At 59.0% G+C, this 13,806-nt stretch carries 15 protein-coding genes; 8 read left to right on the top strand and 7 right to left on the bottom strand.

Annotation, left to right across the window (positions count from 1 at the left end):
- The first annotated feature begins 114 nt into the window (after positions 1-114).
- The 3 genes from K290_RS0109445 to K290_RS0109435 are packed head-to-tail and all read left to right on the top strand — an operon-like array spanning position 115 to position 2,617.
- Positions 115-738: a DUF1285 domain-containing protein gene (locus tag K290_RS0109445; protein WP_028751690.1), complete on the top strand. Its 624-nt coding sequence runs from the start codon at positions 115-117 to the stop codon at positions 736-738.
- A complete protein-coding gene (locus K290_RS0109440; RefSeq protein ID WP_028751689.1) occupies positions 735-1,370 on the top strand; it encodes an NUDIX hydrolase in 636 nt (211 codons plus the stop codon). The genes K290_RS0109445 and K290_RS0109440 overlap by 4 nt, the downstream gene beginning before the upstream one ends.
- Positions 1,367-2,617: a CCA tRNA nucleotidyltransferase gene (locus K290_RS0109435; protein WP_028751688.1), complete on the top strand. Its 1,251-nt coding sequence runs from the start codon at positions 1,367-1,369 to the stop codon at positions 2,615-2,617. The genes K290_RS0109440 and K290_RS0109435 overlap by 4 nt, the downstream gene beginning before the upstream one ends.
- A 20-nt stretch (positions 2,618-2,637) precedes the next feature.
- On the opposite strand, the gene K290_RS0109430 is transcribed toward K290_RS0109435, so the two are convergent.
- The 3 genes from K290_RS0109430 to hemF form a co-directional block, all read right to left on the bottom strand.
- On the bottom strand, positions 2,638-2,823 hold the full coding sequence (locus K290_RS0109430; protein ID WP_028751687.1) for a DUF1059 domain-containing protein: 186 nt from the start codon (positions 2,821-2,823) through the stop codon (positions 2,638-2,640).
- 132 nt (positions 2,824-2,955) lie between these two features.
- Positions 2,956-3,234: a hypothetical protein gene (locus tag K290_RS0109425; protein WP_028751686.1), complete on the bottom strand. Its 279-nt coding sequence runs from the start codon at positions 3,232-3,234 to the stop codon at positions 2,956-2,958.
- 91 nt (positions 3,235-3,325) lie between these two features.
- On the bottom strand, positions 3,326-4,237 hold the full coding sequence (gene hemF / locus K290_RS0109420) for an oxygen-dependent coproporphyrinogen oxidase (protein ID WP_028751685.1): 912 nt from the start codon (positions 4,235-4,237) through the stop codon (positions 3,326-3,328).
- A gap of 166 nt (positions 4,238-4,403) precedes the next feature.
- Here hemF and K290_RS0109415 point away from each other — a divergent pair, with 166 nt between their 5' ends.
- Positions 4,404-4,664, top strand: coding sequence for a hypothetical protein (locus tag K290_RS0109415; RefSeq protein WP_028751684.1), 261 nt, complete (start codon positions 4,404-4,406; stop codon positions 4,662-4,664).
- Positions 4,665-4,666: 2 nt separating this feature from the next.
- Here the strand turns inward: K290_RS0109415 and K290_RS0109410 are convergent, their stop codons facing one another.
- From K290_RS0109410 to K290_RS0109395, 4 genes are all read right to left on the bottom strand, one after another.
- Positions 4,667-5,077 carry a VOC family protein gene (locus K290_RS0109410; RefSeq protein ID WP_028751683.1) on the bottom strand — a complete coding sequence of 137 codons (411 nt, stop codon included), beginning with the start codon at positions 5,075-5,077 and terminating at the stop codon, positions 4,667-4,669.
- Between the two features lie 133 nt (positions 5,078-5,210).
- Positions 5,211-6,854 (bottom strand): Na/Pi cotransporter family protein, encoded by a 1,644-nt coding sequence (locus K290_RS0109405; RefSeq protein ID WP_028751682.1) that lies wholly within the window; start codon positions 6,852-6,854, stop codon positions 5,211-5,213.
- 209 nt (positions 6,855-7,063) lie between these two features.
- Positions 7,064-8,230: a hypothetical protein gene (locus K290_RS0109400; protein ID WP_028751681.1), complete on the bottom strand. Its 1,167-nt coding sequence runs from the start codon at positions 8,228-8,230 to the stop codon at positions 7,064-7,066.
- Between the two features lie 116 nt (positions 8,231-8,346).
- The gene (locus K290_RS0109395; protein ID WP_028751680.1) at positions 8,347-8,808 is read right to left on the bottom strand and encodes a tRNA (cytidine(34)-2'-O)-methyltransferase; all 462 of its coding nucleotides are present in this window, start codon (positions 8,806-8,808) and stop codon (positions 8,347-8,349) included.
- 393 nt (positions 8,809-9,201) lie between these two features.
- On the opposite strand from K290_RS0109395, the gene K290_RS0109390 reads away from it, so the two are divergent.
- The 4 genes from K290_RS0109390 (at position 9,202) to K290_RS0109375 (ending at position 13,753) form a co-directional block, all read left to right on the top strand.
- Entirely contained in the window at positions 9,202-11,055 is a 1,854-nt protein-coding gene (locus K290_RS0109390; protein WP_028751679.1) for an ABC transporter ATP-binding protein, read from the top strand.
- A 137-nt stretch (positions 11,056-11,192) separates the two neighbouring features.
- Positions 11,193-11,465 (top strand): type II toxin-antitoxin system ParD family antitoxin, encoded by a 273-nt coding sequence (locus K290_RS0109385; RefSeq protein ID WP_028751678.1) that lies wholly within the window; start codon positions 11,193-11,195, stop codon positions 11,463-11,465.
- Positions 11,462-11,788: a type II toxin-antitoxin system RelE/ParE family toxin gene (locus K290_RS35840; RefSeq protein ID WP_051263975.1), complete on the top strand. Its 327-nt coding sequence runs from the start codon at positions 11,462-11,464 to the stop codon at positions 11,786-11,788. Before K290_RS0109385 ends, K290_RS35840 begins: the two co-directional genes overlap by 4 nt.
- A 102-nt stretch (positions 11,789-11,890) precedes the next feature.
- Complete coding sequence (locus K290_RS0109375; protein ID WP_037135179.1) at positions 11,891-13,753, top strand: ABC transporter ATP-binding protein; 1,863 nt, start codon at positions 11,891-11,893, stop codon at positions 13,751-13,753.
- The last annotated feature ends 53 nt before the right edge of the window (positions 13,754-13,806 follow it).

Here is a 13,806-nt window from a genome sequence, read left to right as displayed (position 1 = left end):
TGCCCCATAATCAATAGAACCTATCGCCATGAAGATGGCTGACAAGCACGTTTCGAATGACTATCTCGTGAGAGAGAGCCGTATTCGTAACTAAGCACAAACCGGGACGGAAGAATGGCAACCGAGGAAATCAGAGAGGCGAGCGATGCGGCAAGTCTGGCTGCGCTGATTTCGCGCGCGGCCGGCGATGCCGGCGGACGCAAGAAGAGCTTGCCGCCTGTCGATCGCTGGAATCCTCCGTTCTGCGGCGATATCGATATGGAAATCCGTGCTGATGGCACCTGGTTCTATATGGGAACGCCGATCGGCCGCGCGCCGCTGGTCCGGCTGTTTTCAACGGTGCTGCGCAAGGATACGGATGAAAAGACCTATCTCGTCACGCCTGTGGAAAAGGTCGGCATCCGCGTCGTCGATGCGCCCTTCATAGCCGTCGAAATGAGCGCGACAGAGCGCGAAGGCAAGCAGGTGCTGACGTTCCGCACCAATGTCGGCGACGTCGTCGAGGCGGGCAGGGAACATCCGATCCGTTTCGTCATCCGCGGCGAGAACGACGAGCTGAAACCCTATCTGCATGTCCGTGGGCGCCTGGAGGCGCTGGTGACGCGCGCGGTGATGTATGACCTCGTCGAACTGGGCGAGACCGTGGTGATCGCCGGTCGCGAGATGTTCTGCGTGTGCTCCGGCGGCACGATCTTTCCGGTCATGCCGGTCGCCGAATTGGATGCTTTGACGCGATGAGCGAATTTCCGCTTTATTCCGCCGCCGAATTCCGGCGCCGTGCGCTCGATCAGAGCGGCGGCCCGATCGAGCTTGCCTGGCGCGACCATGGCGACCATGCGCTCAATCCGGACACCATTTTGCAGGTCGAAGGCCTGAAACTGCGCGACGCCGCGGTACTGGTGCCCGTGGTGGACGACGGCGACGACGCCAATGTCATCTTCACGCTGCGCACCTCGACCTTGCGCAAGCATTCCGGCCAGATCGCCTTTCCCGGCGGCGCGATCGATCCGGAGGACGTTTCGCCGGAAATGGCAGCGGTGCGAGAGGCCGGTGAAGAGATCGGATTGGCGGATGTTTTCATCGAGCCCGTTGCCCGATTGCCGTATTATCTGGCTGCGACCGGCTTCCGCATCACGCCGATCCTCGCCGTGGTCAAGCCTGGCTTCAAACTGGCTCTCAATCCCACCGAAGTGGAGGATGCTTTCGAAGTGCCGCTCTCCTTCCTTATGGATGCCAGTCATCATGTGACCGACAGCATGGTCTGGCAGGGGATGGAGCGGCATTTCTACCGCATGCCTTATGGTCCTCGCATGATCTGGGGCATTACCGCCGGCATTGTCCGAACGCTTTACGAAAGGCTCTATACATGACCTCCATTGCCGGTGAGGCCTGGTTCCAGGACGCTGCGCTGCAGCGGGTGCTGGCGTTGCTGAACACCGATGGCGGCGAGGGGCGGATTGTCGGCGGAGCGGTGCGCAACAGCCTGCTCGCGCTGCCGGTCGCCGATGTCGATATCGCCACGACGTTGCTGCCCGAAGCCGTCGTCGAGAGGGCTGGTGCCGCCGGCATCAAAGCAGTGCCGACGGGTATCGCCCATGGGACGGTGACGTTGGTGGTCGATGGAAAGCCTTTCGAAATCACCACCTTGCGGCGCGATGTTGAAACGGATGGCCGGCGTGCCCGAGTGGCTTTCAGCGATGATTGGCAGGCGGATGCCGAGCGGCGGGATCTGACGATCAACGCGCTCTATGCCTCTGCCGATGGCGCGGTCGTCGATATGGTCGGCGGACTTGCGGATCTGGAGCGCCGCAATATCCGCTTCATCGGTGACGCGGCCACCCGGATTGCCGAGGATTATCTACGGATCCTGCGCTTCTTCCGCTTTTTCGCTTATTATGGCAGTGGAAGACCGGATGCGGACGGATTGCGCGCCTGTGCGGCCGCGAGGTCGAAGATCGCGACGCTTTCGGCAGAGCGTGTCTGGTCGGAGATGAAAAAGCTGCTTGCCGCCAAAGATCCGGGCCGGGCTCTGCTCTGGATGCGGCAGGTCGGGATTTTGACCGAGGTCCTGCCGGAAACGGAGAAATGGGGCATAGACGCCATTCCCGCGCTTGTGGCGACGGAACGGGCCCTCGGCTGGACGTCCGATCCGCTGCTGCGGTTGGCGGCCATCGTGCCGCCGGATGCCGCAAGATTGGCAAAGCTTGGCGAAAGACTGCGGCTGTCGAAGGCCGAAGCCGCCTATTTGCAGGACTGGGCGAATGCGCCCGGCGTCAAGGACGATGTGTCTGACGCGGCCTTGGATCGCTTGCTTTACCGCCATGATGCATCCGGCATTGCTACCCGGCTGAAGCTGGCGCTTGCGGTCGCGCGGGGCAAGGCGGAAGGCGATTTCGAGGAAATGGCACGCGTTGCACGGCTCAGCAAGTTACTGGAGCGGACGGTACGCTGGAAGAAGCCGGTCTTTCCGGTCAATGGAGCGGATGCGCTTGCGGCGGGGCTCAGCGCGGGGCCTGAGGTCGGAGATATCCTGAGTAAACTCGAGCAGCAATGGCTCGACGGCAATTTCACCATGAACCGGGCGGCTCTTCTCGCCCGGCTCAAGGAATTGATCTGATCCTGATGGCTATCGGCTGATCAGGCGACGCTTGCTTCGTCGCGAATGCGGGCCTTGATATTGTCGACCATATTTTCGCGGATGATGGTCTCGCCATGGGTGTTGCGCATGTGCTCGACAGCGCGGCGGACTACTTCGGAATCGTCATTGGCCCGAGTGTGCCAATCGCAACCGGGCACCAGCGTACCACATTCGAATAGTCGCATATCTGCCTCCTGATATGTTGACGCCATGAAAAACTTCACGCCGAATGGCCTGAAGGTCAAAACGCGAAAGGTGGGGAAAGGTTTCGGACGTCCGGCAGGGCTTCCACCCTGCCGGACAATGCTTTCCGGATATCAATCCGGCATGGCCCAGGATTTGAAGCAATCCGAAGACTGATACTTCGGAACGGGCGCTTGTTTTGCCGGGCGGTCGGATACGAAGCGGGCGACGTCGCTTGGCGACTTGCCGGCCAATTGCATTCTGACCTGCTCGATGAAGCAGGAGAGTGGCAGATCCGACCCGCTTCTAATCCTCATGTCTTCAGCCAGCCGGACTACGAATTCCGGCGTATCGACTGTGCGCGAAAGTTTTCGTTCATTCGCAGCTTCTGCCACTTGATTCTGTACTGCCATTACAACCTCCTCCGATTGAAACGAGCATTACGTAAACCTCGGTACTCCTCCGAACTTATTTTAGGGTTTCTCTTTATTAGCAATTGGCATTCTATGGCCAACGCACGACGGGTGGCAAGGACGATAATATCGACTCTACGTTGCCGCCTGTCTTCAACCCGAATATTGTACCCCTATCGTAAAGCAAATTGAACTCCACATAGCGCCCGCGACGAATTAATTGTTCGTCACGATCCTCCTCGGACCATACTTCATTGAAGTTCGAGCGCACGATCCGGGGGTAGACCATGGAAAATGCACGCCCCACATCGCGGGTAAACGCGAAATCCGCGTCCCAACCGCCTGCCTCCTCCCCAGAATGCAGCCAGTCGAAGAAAATGCCGCCGATACCGCGCGGTTCGTTGCGATGCTTCAAATAAAAGTAATCGTCGCACCATGTTTTATAGCGCTGATAGTCCGCAACCGTATGACGGTCGCAAACAATCTGCATGGCGCGGTGGAAGAGGACGCTGTCTGGATCTTCCTGCGTGCGCCGCCGGTTGAGCACCGGCGTCAGGTCGGCGCCACCGCCGAACCAATGGCTGGTCGTCACCACCATGCGCGTATTCATATGCACTGTCGGTACATTCGGATTGACGGGGTGAGCGATCAGCGACAGGCCGGAAGCCCAGAAACGCGGATCTTCCTCGGCGCCCGGAATCTGGCTGCGGAAATCCGGCGAGAATTCGCCATGAACGGTGGACGTATGAACACCGACCTTTTCAAAGACGCGGCCTTCCATGATCGACATGCGTCCGCCGCCGCCTTCACCGTTCTCCCTCAGCCAATCCTTGGCGACGAAACGCCCCGGTTCCTGGTCGGAGAGGGGGCCGGCAAGCTCGTTCTCCAACTGTTCGAACTGGGCGCAGATCGCGTCCCGCAGGCTTTCAAACCAGCCCTTGGCCGCTTCTTTCTTCTCTTCAATATCGTCGGGTAGTCCCTTGGGAAGTTCGGGTCGTTCCATGCTGCTCTCCGGCGAGGCGCGCCACCAGGGCCGCGATTCACGTGATGTCGATTCCCGGTCTGAATATCAGCATCATCGCATCGTCACCAGCGCACCGGGCCCACCGGAGAATCGACTCGCAAATTGGCAAATGCGGTATTATCTTCCCTCTCAAAGGCGAGGTTTCATGATGAAAATACCCGGACCGCCGCCCCTTGACGGGTTGAGACGCAGAATTTCACGGTACCGGCAGGAAAAACCTGCCGGCGGAAAAAGTGATTTTGTCCGCGAGACTTTTTGTCTCAGTCGCCCGGAAGCGCGCGCCAAGGCGCGCGAGTGGTTCGATGAATTTCCGAAAGCCGCCTATTGGACCGAAGTCGAAAGTTGGCGGCAGGTGGAAGGCGACCGTATCGAATTCACCATGCGACGCCTCCCGTCGGCCGATTGAATTCAGGCAGTCGAACGCTGGCAATTGATCATCCACGGCACGCCGAACTTGTCGACCAGCATGCCGAAACGCTCTGCCCAGAAGGTCTCATCGATCGGCATGGTAACCGTGCCGCCCTCTTGCAAAGCCGCAAACAGTTTCTCTGCTTCTTCCGCTTTGTCGATTTGAACGGAGATCGAGAAGCCGTATTTCTTGCCGGTTTCACCTGGCCTGCCGTCCGAAGCCATCAAGACAGCGTCACCGATCGTCAGACGCGCATGCATGACTTTCTCGCGCCAGTGCTCCGGCGTTTGGCTCGCCACATTCGGATGGCTGTAGTCCATGATCGTGAGTTCACCGCCGAGGCATTGCTGGTAGAATTCGAGGGCCTGCCTGCAATCGCCGTCGAAGATCAGATAGGCGTCCAGACGCATGACGTTTCCTCCATCTGTCATCTGAGAATGCCCCACAACATAGGCTTCTAAAGTGGCGATAATGTTATGGCGAGCAAATCTCCCGTATTGCTGAATAAAATCAAAGCATAAGAGACGAGGGGGATTGAGCCGGCTATTGCGTGTTTCGCAGCCGGCTCTCGATCAGCAGCCCGCTCTCATCCAGAATCGGATGCGCCACTGAGACGATGTGAGCGTTGATGCGCTTCAGGTCGCGCAACATGTCGAGGTGGAGCGAGCTGGTCTGCAGGCTGTCGACGCGGCCGTCGCGCAGGCGTTCGAGGTGGCGCTCCGAGGATTGTTTTTCCAGGCGGCGAACGTTGACTTTCACCTCCATGAGCTGGCGGGCGAGGTTGAAATCGCGGGTGACGAAGATGGTCTGGGCGACGCGCAGATTGTCGATCGTCAGCTTGAACAGGCTCTCCAGCTCCTGATAGCCATCGTCCGAGAAAGCCAGACCTTTGCCGATCTTCTTTGCCACCTGTTCGGCCAGGCCTTTTTCGATGATGTCGCCGATATGCTCGAGATTGATGGCATAGTCGATGATGACGATCGAACGGCGGCCGTTTTCGACGTCCAAGCCTTCGCGCCCGAGCTTGGAGAGATATATCTTCACCTCCTGCTGGATCCGATCGACGCGCTTTTCCAGGATGGGGATTTCTTTGAGCGGCGCCAGATCATTGTTGTTGAAGGCGTTTTCCGTGCGGATCAGCATGCGCTCGATGAGATCGCCGACGCCCAGAACCTCGCGCGTTGCGCTGGCAAGTGCGACGACCGGCGTGTTGAGGGCGTTGTGATCGAGATATTTCGGCCCGTCGTCGGTCTGCGGATCGTCGGCCACGATCCGCTGCATCGTTTTCGACAAAAGGGACGAGAAGGGCCAGGCGCAGATGGCGAGGATAATATTGAAGAGCAGGTGGATGTCGACCGGCAGCTTGGCCGGTGAAAAATGCAGGGATTGCATCCAGGCGCCGATATAGCCCGCAAAGGGCAGAACGATGAGGCAGCCGATGGTGCGTATGATCAGATTGCCGAGCGTCACCCGCCGGGCAGTGGCCGGGCCGGAGAGGGTGGCCATAACGGGCGGGATCGCGCCGCCGAGATTGGCGCCGAGAACGAGCGCGACCGTCAGGGCCGGAGAGAGAATGCCGGTGGAAGCGAGCGAGAGGATCAGCACGACCACGGCAAGACTGGACGAGGAGACGAAGGCGAGCACGGCCGAAAAGATCAATGCCACGGGCAGGGCGCCGTCGAGGAGGCCAATGAATGCGGCAAGCGCCGGCGATTGCCGCATTGGCGTGGTGGCGAGGCTCAGCAATTGCAGGGACAGCAGCATCAGGCCGATGCCGATCAGCGCTGCACCTGCGCCCTGTTTGGTGGTGGATGAGCGGCGATAGAGGACGATGCCGACGAGAATGATCAACGGCGACAGCCATTCAATGCCGGTCGCGACGATCCAGGCTGTCACTGCGGTGCCGACATTGGCGCCGAGCAGCACGATCTGCGCCATGCTCGGAAAGACGAGATCGCGCTCGACGAAAGCGGCAATCATCAGCGCCGTTGCGGTCGAGCTCTGCAGCGCGACCGTTGCCAAGAAACCGGAGGTGAAGGAGCGCAGCCCGCCACGGGTGCCGCTGGCAAGGCCGGTTCTGAGTTTGGCACCGAAGGCGCGCGAGACACCATCCTTCACCTGTGCGAGGCCGAAGAGCAGCAAAGCAACGGCGCCGAACAAATTGATCATTACGATGGTGGATTCCATTTCGTCTTTTTATGTCTTTCTCATGCCATGTTTTCAGCGATTATTGGAAGTCGAACGTAAGCCACTGAAAAGGCATGGATTTCAGTGCTTAAACCTGTTCAGCGAACGGGCGAGCAATTGCTTGCCGGCTAAGGATTATATGCCTCTTATTGCCCGCGCTTCAACACCGCGAACGACATATCTGGACAATAATTGCGGAGTCCCTGATTTTAGTGCGGCTTCGGCGGCTGCATTTCACCGGACCAGTCGGTCTGCACCGGCGGGAGGTCGCGCGACGTTTTCTCGGAGAAGGCTTCTTTCACCTTATCGATCGTTGCGGGCCCTCGCATCGGGCGCTTCGAAGAGGCTAAGGCGGCGGCGGCTTTTGTCGGCGCATCCGATGCCTGCGGCTCGGCCACGACATGCAAGGCTGGCGCCGCTTCAGTCTCCTCCGAAATCGTGGTCTTGGCCAAAATCTCTTTGAGCACAGCGGTGACAGGCAGATGGCCGGCCAAATCGGTATTGGTGTGGTGCCAGGCATGCGGGATGCGCTGATCGGCTGAAATGAACGGCCTGGAGTTCATCTCGCCGAACCAATCCCATTCCCCGATGACATCGACGATATCGGAAAAGTCAGGCGGCATGGCAATGCGGGCGCCGATGGTGACGATTTTCAATCTCTTCGCCAATGTCTCGGCCCGGATCTCATCCTGCTTGCAGAGCTCGTGAAGCGCGGCCGAAATGACCAAATTGCCTTTCGAGTGCCCGGCCAGCAGGCGGAAGGAGAAGCGAGGATCGGCAAGAAGGGCGCGCACAGTCCTGGTATCGAGGCTGGTGCGCGACGCCGTTTCGCTGTCATTCTTATCGGAGGCTCCAAACTTGGGCCGTCCGGCAAAATCGTCCAGCATTTGGAAGACGGGCCGCAGACCTTTCAGATGGCCAAAGAAGAAATGGCCGCCAACGGCCTCGGTGACAATGTCAGCCAGACCATATCCGGAGACGACGACGGCTACCGGCGTGCCGATCGCATCGGCAACATTGCGGGCGAAGGCGGCCGCACCAAGGGCTGAGCCGCCGATGCCGGCGACAGCCAGTGCCTGGGCATCGCCGCCGCCGCGAAGCGCGAACTCCTCCAGCGTTTCACACAGAATGATGGCACCGCCGCCGCTCGGCGGCACGATCATGATCGAGCCTTCGGCCGCAAGCGAGCCGCTGAGGTAGAAAGCCTCTTCCGGGGTGATGACCTTGACATCGTAAAACAGGGCATCGAGCGCAGTGTTGCGCTGGCGAAGTGCCTCCAAAGTAAGATTGCGCAGCGGCGAGCGCTGCAGCCGTTCTGGAAGGCTGAGAGTGCGCGCGAATTGAGTGAGAGTGAGGGTGAATGCCGTCTGGAACATGGGTCACCTCGCCAGAGCTGCCGTCAGGTAAAGCCTTTCCAAGGGAAAGCTTCTCACACTTTACCCAACGTGCCAACGGCAATTGGCCCATGAGGCGTTCAGATTTGCCGCGACATCTACGACCAGTTCGTCTGCCGCAGCGCCTCCCCCGAAATCATCGCGACCGACATGGCAACATTGATGGAGCGTTGTCCATCAACCATCGGGATCAGGATGCGGCCCCCGGCCTTTTCATGCACATGATCAGGCACGCCGGCGCTCTCGCGGCCAAAGAGCAGGATGTCGTCCTTCCGAAAGGTGAAATCGGTATAGCGCTGAGCCGCCTTGGTGGAGGCAAGCACCAGCCGCCGCCCGCTTTCCGCCCGCGAGATTTCGAATTGCTCCCAATTGACATGTCGAGTCAGTGTGACGGCAGCGAGGTAATCCATGCCGGCGCGCCTGAGATTGCGATCCGATATGTCGAAACCCGCGGGCTCGATGATATCGACGGCAAGACCGAGGCAAGCGGCGAGACGGAGGATCGTGCCAGTGTTACCGGGAATGTCAGGCTGATAAAGGGCGATGCGAAGCGAAGTCATAATCTGCAACTAGCGAAATTGGCGGGAGTTGTCTTCGCTTTTTGTCGAATGCCTTTGTTTCTGTGGTGTCTTCATCAGCAGAATTGAAGATTTCGAGGCGTTTTTAGCCACATTTCGCTTTTCAACGCGACCAATGCACGGTACAACACAACCGCTCTACAACTTGCGACAGAGGAGGCTCAGATGACTAATTTGTTTGTGATGATGCGCCTCCGGGCCGTGATCCGATGGCTGTGATTCAGGCGCTTTAAAGCGCGTTTTGCAAGTTTCCCCCTTTTGATTCATTGCGCGGCCGATTGGGCCTCGTTCTTTCATCACCCGGCCACCATATCAGTCCGCGATTACCTTAGACGCGGAAGTCGTGGCCGAAGGGTCGAGTCTTTGGAGCATTTCATGTTTGGCTGGTTCGAACAGCGACTAAACCCTTTTCCGAGTGAAGTACCGGACGTTCCGCCGAAGGGTCTCTTTGCCTTCTGCTGGCACTATACCAAGCCGGCCGCGCCCTGGCTGATCGCCATGGCGGTCCTCACCATGCTGATCGCCGTCGGCGAAGTGGCTTTGTTTCAGTTCCTCGGTGATATCGTCGACTGGCTGTCGCATGCGGACAAGGCGACATTCCTGCAAACGGAATGGAAGAAGCTCTTCTGGATGGGCGCGATGGTGCTGGTCGGCCTGCCGCTGGCGGCCGTGCTCGATTCCATCATCATGCACCAGGTGCTGCTCGGCAACTATCCGATGATTGCCCGCTGGCAGATGCATCGCTTCCTGCTGCGCCACAGCATGACCTTCTTTGCCAACGAGTTCGCCGGCCGCGTCGCCACGAAGGTGATGCAGACCTCGCTTGCCGTGCGCGAAGCGGTGATGAAGATCCTCGATGTCTTCGTCTATGTCGTCACCTATTTCCTGTCGATGATCCTGGTCATCGCTGCTGCGGACTGGCGGCTGATGCTGCCGATCCTGGCGTGGCTCATGATCTATATCGGTATCGTCAGCTATTTCGTGCCGCGGCTGCGCAAGATTGCAGCCGCTCAGGCCGACGCACGCTCGACGATGACGGGGCGGGTAGTGGACAGCTATACGAACATCGCGACGGTGAAGTTGTTTTCGCATGCAGGCCGGGAAGAGGGCTATGCCAAGGCCGGCATGAGCGAGTTCCTGCAGACCGTCTACGGGCAAATGCGCAAGGTGACGCTGTTCTACATCGCGGTCTACGTCAACAACTGCGTGGCGCTGTTCGTCATCTCGGCACTGTCGATCTGGTTTTGGCTGAGCGGCTCGATCTCGATCGGCGCCATCGCCATCGCCATCGGGCTCGCCATGCGCGTCAACGGCATGTCGCAATGGATCATGTGGGAAGTCTCGGCGCTATTCGAGAACATCGGCACGATCTATGACGGCATCGAGATGCTGACGAAGCCGCATGACATCGTCGACATGCCGGCAGCGCCGGCGATCAAGACCAAGCAGGGCGCGATCCACTTCGATCAGATCCGTTTCCACTACGGCAAGGAAAAGGGTGTGATCGACAACCTGACCTTCGATATCCATGCGGGTGAGAAGGTTGGTCTCGTCGGCCGCTCCGGCGCCGGTAAGACCACGCTGATGAACCTGCTGCTTCGCTTCTACGATCTCGAAAAGGGGCGCATCAGCATCGACGGCCAGGATATCGCTGAGGTGACGCAGGACAGCCTGCGTTCGCTGATCGGCGTGGTGACGCAGGATACGTCGCTGCTGCATCGCTCGATCCGCGACAACATCGCCTATGGACGTCCGGAGGCGACCGATGCGGAGGTGATTCAGGCGGCCAAGCGCGCCAATGCCTGGGAGTTCATCGAAGGGCTCTCCGACATGCAAGGCCGCAAAGGGCTGGATGCTCAGGTCGGTGAGCGGGGCGTCAAGCTCTCTGGCGGCCAGCGGCAGCGCATCGCGATTGCCCGCGTCTTCCTGAAGGACGCGCCGATCCTTGTGCTGGACGAGGCGACTTCGGCGCTCGATTCCGAAGTGGAAGCGGCGATCCAGGAAAACCTATTCGCGCTGATGCAGGGCAAGACAGTGATCGCCATCGCCCACCGGTTGTCGACTTTGACCGAGATGGACCGTCTCATCGTCCTCGACAAGGGCCGGATCATCGAGACGGGCACCCATCTCGATCTTGTCCACAACGCCGGCATCTACGCCGACCTCTGGAACCGCCAATCCGGCGGTTTCCTGGCCGATCACGAAGAGACCGAGGCGGCGGCGGAATGAGGAGAGGGGCGGGCTTCGGGCTCGCCCTTTTTGTTTTGAACAACCTACCTCGCCGTGAGCGCTATCTTCTTATCTATTGAGAACAATTAAGAGGTTGTGCTAGTCTCATTTCGAATGAAGATAGGATCGCCCATCTGATGGCCACCGTAACGATATCTTTGCCGGAAAACCTCAAGGCCTTCATGGAAGGTCAAATTGCCAACAAAGGTTTTGGAAATGTCAGCGAGTATGTTCGCAGCCTGCTTCGCGAGGCGCAAGCCAAGGAAAATGAAGCGCGCCTGCAGTCGCTGCTGCTTGAAGGATTGGCCTCCGGTGAAGGTCACGAAGTAACCGAGGAGTTCTGGAATGAACTCAAGGCTGAAGCTGTTGAGCTTCTTGCCAAAGCGAAGGCTGGGAAAAAATCTCAGTGAAATTGATCGTCAAGCCGGCGGCCCGCTCCGATATTCTTGAGCAAGTGCGATATTATGCTGATGCCAGTGACGATGATGTCGGAGATCGCTTTTTGATAGCGGTCCGTCAATCCCTGTCAGCTATCGCACAATCGCCGTTCAGCGGATCGCCGCGCCATTTCGACAACCCAGCTCTCGATGGTCTGAGATCACGCACAGTATCAGGCTTCGATACGATACGCGTTTACTATCTTCTTCGAGATGAAACTGTCGTTGTCATACGCGTCTTGCATGGGCGGCGTGACTTGCACACTCTTCTGGATTCGGATGATGGAGCAATGTGAGGTGCAGAGCGCCTTCTTCAACGTCAAACATGACAAAAATATAAGACTCCACAACCTCTCGCTTTCCTTTGCACCCCTGGCGAAACCTCCTATATCGCAGGGATGCTGATCCGCTCCATCTATCGCCTGTTCGAAACCTGGATTGATCCTTATTACCGCACTGGCGATCTGCGTCCGCCGCGGTCGCTTTGGGCTTTCATCTGGTATTACGTCGGCCAAGCGAAGGGGCCATTTCTGGCGATGGCCGCGCTCGGTGGCGCGGTGGCGGTGCTGGAGGCGGCGCTGTTTTGGTTTGTCGGGCATCTCGTCGACATCCTGGACAAGGTGCAGCCGGGGGCGGGCTGGGCAGGGTTGCTTTCCGGCCATGGTGGTGCGCTGCTTGGCATGGTTTTCGTCGTGCTGGTCGTGCGTTTCATCGTGGTCAGCCTTGGCGCGCTGGTCGAGGAGCAGGTGGTTGTCCCTGGCTTTCTCAACCTCGTTCGCTGGCAGGCCTATGTACATGTCGCGCGCCAGTCGGCGAGCTTCTTCCAGAATGATTTTTCCGGCCGCATCGTCACCAAGGTCTGGTCGGCGGGTCAGTCGACGGGCGATCTCGTCGTGTCGCTGCTGCAGGTGGTCTGGTTCATCATCATCTACGCCGCCTCGACCATAGCGCTGGTCGGCGGGCTCGATTGGCGCCTTGCGCTGGTGGTCGCGGTCTGGATCGGTGTCTTTTCGCTGCTCGCCCGCTATTTCGTGCCGCGCATCCGGCGCAACGCGCGCAATGCCGCCGAGGCGTCGTCGATGCTGAATGGCCGCATGGTCGACGCTTATGCCAATATTCAGACGCTGAAGCTCTTCGGCCGCGAAGAGCAGAATGATGATTATATCCGCAATGGTTTCGATCGCTTCCAGGCGGCCGTCATGCCGTTCACGCGGCTTCTGACCGGCGTGCGCTCATCGCTGGCGCTCCTGTCCGGCGTGATGATTACCACGATTGCGGCGCTTGCCATTCATCTTTGGCTCTCCGGCGAGATTTCCACCGGCGGCGTCGCCTTTACGCTCAGTATGGTGCTGCGGCTCAACATGCTCTTCGGGCGGATGATGGCGCAGTTCAATGCGATCATGCGCAATCTCGGTACGATCCAGAATTCCGCCGAGATGATCTCGGAGCCGATCGGCCTGGTCGATCGTCCCGGCGCCAGAGACCTGCAGATCGTCAGTCCGGAAATCCGCTTCGAGCACGTCACCTTCCATTATGGCCGTGGCAGCGGCGTCATAGATGATTTTTCCTTGACCATCCGCGCCGGCGAAAAGGTCGGCATCGTCGGTCGCTCCGGTGCTGGCAAGACGACGCTCGTCAATCTGCTGCTGCGCTTCTACGACCTTGAAGGCGGGCGCATCCTGATCGATGGACAGGATATCGCCGCGGTCCGGCAGGAGTCCTTGCGCGGCGAGATCGGTATGGTGACGCAGGATACCGCGCTGCTCAATCGCTCCATCCGCGACAATATTCTCTTTGGCCGTCCGGAGGCGAGCGAAGAGCAAATGGCACAGGCGACGCGGCGGGCGGAGGCGGATAAGTTCATCGCAACGCTGGAGGACCAGAAGGGGCGCAAAGGATATGCCGCCCATGTCGGCGAGCGTGGTGTCAAATTATCAGGCGGCCAGCGCCAGCGCATCGCGATTGCCCGCGTCATGCTGAAGGACGCGCCGATCCTGGTGCTGGACGAGGCGACCTCGGCGCTGGATTCCGAAGTCGAAGCGGCGCTGCAATCCAATCTGGAAACCCTGATGGCAGGCAAGACGGTGCTCGCGATCGCCCATCGCCTGTCGACCATCGCCAAGCTCGACCGGCTGATCGTTGTCGACAAGGGCAGGATTATCGAAGACGGTACCCATGACGAGCTGATCGCCCGAGGCGGGCTCTATTCCGAGCTGTGGGCGCGACAGTCCGGTGGCTTCATAGCGGCCGAAACCGAATAGCTTTTTCAGCGGAGGTTTTGGATTTTCCGAAAAACATGCTGAAAATCCGTGAT

The organism is Rhizobium leucaenae USDA 9039 (assembly GCF_000426285.1).
Lineage (GTDB): Bacteria > Pseudomonadota > Alphaproteobacteria > Rhizobiales > Rhizobiaceae > Rhizobium > Rhizobium leucaenae.
Note: the sequence above shows the minus strand (reverse complement) of the source record. Positions and strands in the feature narration are given on the sequence as shown.

What these genes read in the sequence shown, in the direction of transcription:
- K290_RS0109445 (WP_028751690.1), top strand. Translation starts at nt 115, where the DNA reads ATGGCAACCGAGGAAATCAGAGAGGCGAGCGATGCGGCAAGTCTGGCT.
- K290_RS0109440 (WP_028751689.1), top strand. Translation starts at nt 735, where the DNA reads ATGAGCGAATTTCCGCTTTATTCCGCCGCCGAATTCCGGCGCCGTGCG.
- K290_RS0109435 (WP_028751688.1), top strand. Translation starts at nt 1,367, where the DNA reads ATGACCTCCATTGCCGGTGAGGCCTGGTTCCAGGACGCTGCGCTGCAG.
- K290_RS0109430 (WP_028751687.1), bottom strand. Translation starts at nt 2,823, where the DNA reads ATGCGACTATTCGAATGTGGTACGCTGGTGCCCGGTTGCGATTGGCAC.
- K290_RS0109425 (WP_028751686.1), bottom strand. Translation starts at nt 3,234, where the DNA reads ATGGCAGTACAGAATCAAGTGGCAGAAGCTGCGAATGAACGAAAACTT.
- hemF (WP_028751685.1), bottom strand. Translation starts at nt 4,237, where the DNA reads ATGGAACGACCCGAACTTCCCAAGGGACTACCCGACGATATTGAAGAG.
- K290_RS0109415 (WP_028751684.1), top strand. Translation starts at nt 4,404, where the DNA reads ATGATGAAAATACCCGGACCGCCGCCCCTTGACGGGTTGAGACGCAGA.
- K290_RS0109410 (WP_028751683.1), bottom strand. Translation starts at nt 5,077, where the DNA reads ATGCGTCTGGACGCCTATCTGATCTTCGACGGCGATTGCAGGCAGGCC.
- K290_RS0109405 (WP_028751682.1), bottom strand. Translation starts at nt 6,854, where the DNA reads ATGGAATCCACCATCGTAATGATCAATTTGTTCGGCGCCGTTGCTTTG.
- K290_RS0109400 (WP_028751681.1), bottom strand. Translation starts at nt 8,230, where the DNA reads ATGTTCCAGACGGCATTCACCCTCACTCTCACTCAATTCGCGCGCACT.
- K290_RS0109395 (WP_028751680.1), bottom strand. Translation starts at nt 8,808, where the DNA reads ATGACTTCGCTTCGCATCGCCCTTTATCAGCCTGACATTCCCGGTAAC.
- K290_RS0109390 (WP_028751679.1), top strand. Translation starts at nt 9,202, where the DNA reads ATGTTTGGCTGGTTCGAACAGCGACTAAACCCTTTTCCGAGTGAAGTA.
- K290_RS0109385 (WP_028751678.1), top strand. Translation starts at nt 11,193, where the DNA reads ATGGCCACCGTAACGATATCTTTGCCGGAAAACCTCAAGGCCTTCATG.
- K290_RS0109375 (WP_037135179.1), top strand. Translation starts at nt 11,891, where the DNA reads ATGCTGATCCGCTCCATCTATCGCCTGTTCGAAACCTGGATTGATCCT.